This is a genomic window from Leptolyngbya sp. FACHB-36 (assembly GCF_014695955.1).
Classification (GTDB): Bacteria; Cyanobacteriota; Cyanobacteriia; order Leptolyngbyales; family Leptolyngbyaceae; genus FACHB-36.
Window position 1 is genome coordinate 1 of sequence record NZ_JACJPG010000629.1, and the last position, 2,279, is coordinate 2,279.

Genomic DNA, 2,279 nt, shown 5'->3' on the forward strand with positions numbered 1-2,279 from the left:
GCGATCGCTTCGACTACGAGCATATCTGCCAGCACGCCGTCTTTTTCTGGGATGTGACCGATTACGCTCAGTCCGCCGGACTCTTCGCCACCAATCAGCACGCTGGTTTCCCGCATCTTTTCGCCCACGTACTTAAAGCCGACAGCGGTTTCGTAGGCGGGCAGCCCATATTTAGCAGCGAAGTGATCGAGCAAGTGTGTGGTGGCGACGGTGCGGACGATCGCGCCCGACTTGCCCTTATTCTTGACCAAATGCCGCGCCAGCAGCAGCAGCACGGTGTTTGGGGTCAGCATGTTGCCCTGCTCGTCCACGATGCCAAAGCGATCGCTGTCTCCATCAGTTGCCAGCCCAATATCTGCGCCCGAACGCTTCACCGCTTCGACCAATTCTGTAAGCTGTTCGCCTTTGGGTTCGGGCATGCCGCCACCAAACAGTACATCCCGGTAGGTGTGGAAACTTTCGGTTTCGCAGCCGCAGTAGTTCAGCACTTCATCCAGATAGCCACGGGAGGTTGAGTACAGCGCGTCGTACTTGACTTTGAGGTTGGCGCGTCGAATCCGCTCTACGTCCAGCAGGCTGTAAATGAATTCTAGGTAATCGGGTTTGGGATCAAATATAGAAATTTTGTCGGTGTTTTTGCCGCTGGCGGGTGCGTCCGATGCGCCTTCGATGTTTGCCACAATCACATCTGTAATTTCGGTTGTGGCGGGTCCGGCGTAGTCAGGAATGTATTTGATGCCGCAGTAAGGTGCAGGGTTGTGGCTGGCGGTAAACATCAGCGCCCCAGCTGAATTGAGGTGACGGGCGTTATAGGCGATGACAGGCGTGGGGCAATCGCGGTCCACAATTTTTACGGTCCAGCCCAAGTCTGCCAGAACTTCAGCAGCAGTTTGGGCGAATTGATCCGCCAGAAAGCGGGTGTCGTAGGAAATCAGAACGGGACGGTCTTGAGAGTAGGCGGTTTCCAGGTAGCGGGCGATCGCTCGCGTGACCTTGCGGACGTTGGCGAATGTGAAATCATCCGCAATAATGCCGCGCCAACCGTCGGTACCAAACTTGATTTGCTTTGAACTGCTCACTGCGCTCATAGTTCACCATGCTGCGGTTTTCACTCTAATGGTACCGGAAGGGTTTCGCCTCAGGGCGCGATCGATTGCCAGAGTCGATGAAATTTGCATCAAGCGCTCATAATGAAACACAATTCTTGCTCACGCAGCAATCGGCAACGACGATGACGTCAACAACCGCGAAATGGACTGTAGACGAGTATCACCGCATGATTGAGGCGGGGATTTTGGACGATCGTCGCGTGGAGTTATTGAGAGGAGTAATCGTCGAGCTAGCACCGGAGGGCAAACCCCATGCCTACTTCAGCACTGAAACAGGAGAGTATTTAATCCGGCTTCTGGGCGATCGAGCTACCGTTCGATCTGGAAAGCCAATCACCCTGCCCAACGACTCAGAGTCTGAACCGGGCGTTGCAGTTGTTCAACGCTTGGGACGGGAATATCTGAGCCATCACCCTTATCCTGAAAATATTTTCTGGTTGATCGAGTATTCAGACTCCAGTTTGGAAAAGGACCTGGAGACCAAAAGTAGGATTTATGCAGAAGCTGAAATCCCTAAATATTGGGTCGTCAATCTGAGGAAACGGCAGCTTACAGTTTTTCGCAATCCTCAGAACGGGAAATATATATCAAAGTGACGCTGGCTGGAGGCACCATTCAACCCCTAGCCTTTCCAGACGTTCTGGTTGAAGTGGAAGCGATTATTAGTAACACTTATTGACCGCGCAGGTGTTGGAACTGGAAAAAGACGATCGCCCTCGTAGCGTCGCCCACCCAACAAAAAACCCTCCTGTGAAGGAGGGTTAAGCTATCTATGAGTGCTTCATGAAGTAGAATCACATCCGACAGTGCCGAATCCGGAAGCTAGCAAGAAATTTCTCGACGTTATCCGGACGCACGGCTGCTACGAAACAGATGATCGTGATCGGGGCTGTAGAGGCGCGATCGCCGCGTTGCCAAAGTATCTGGAGACTGTGCGATCGAAGCAGGCACGGTCTCCGCCGCTAGAGCCGGACTAATCACGTATAGGGTTGTGCGAATCAGATCCTCTCGCTGCGTCACCGCTGCCATCTGGCTCAGGGGCACGCGCCAAATTTGCTCATCTTGCCAACCGAGGCGGAAGCAGATCGCAACGGGCGTGTCGGCAGCGTAGTGCTGCAACAGCTTTTCCTGCGCCGATTCTACGTGGCGAGCGCTCAGATACAGACACAG

The 2,279-nt window shown here is 53.7% G+C and carries 2 protein-coding genes and 1 pseudogene; 1 reads left to right on the forward strand and 2 read right to left on the reverse strand.

Annotation, left to right across the window (positions count from 1 at the left end):
* The coding region (locus tag H6F43_RS19120) for a phosphoglucomutase/phosphomannomutase family protein (protein WP_190344441.1) at positions 1–1,088 on the reverse strand (1,088 nt) is incomplete at its 3' end.
* 143 nt (positions 1,089–1,231) lie between these two features.
* On the opposite strand from H6F43_RS19120, the pseudogene H6F43_RS19125 reads away from it, so the two are divergent.
* A pseudogene (locus tag H6F43_RS19125) lies at positions 1,232–1,788 on the forward strand (Uma2 family endonuclease).
* Positions 1,789–1,952: 164 nt separating this feature from the next.
* Here the strand turns inward: H6F43_RS19125 and H6F43_RS19130 are convergent.
* On the reverse strand, positions 1,953–2,279 hold a 327-nt coding region (locus H6F43_RS19130; RefSeq protein ID WP_347272442.1), incomplete at its 5' end, for an SAM-dependent methyltransferase.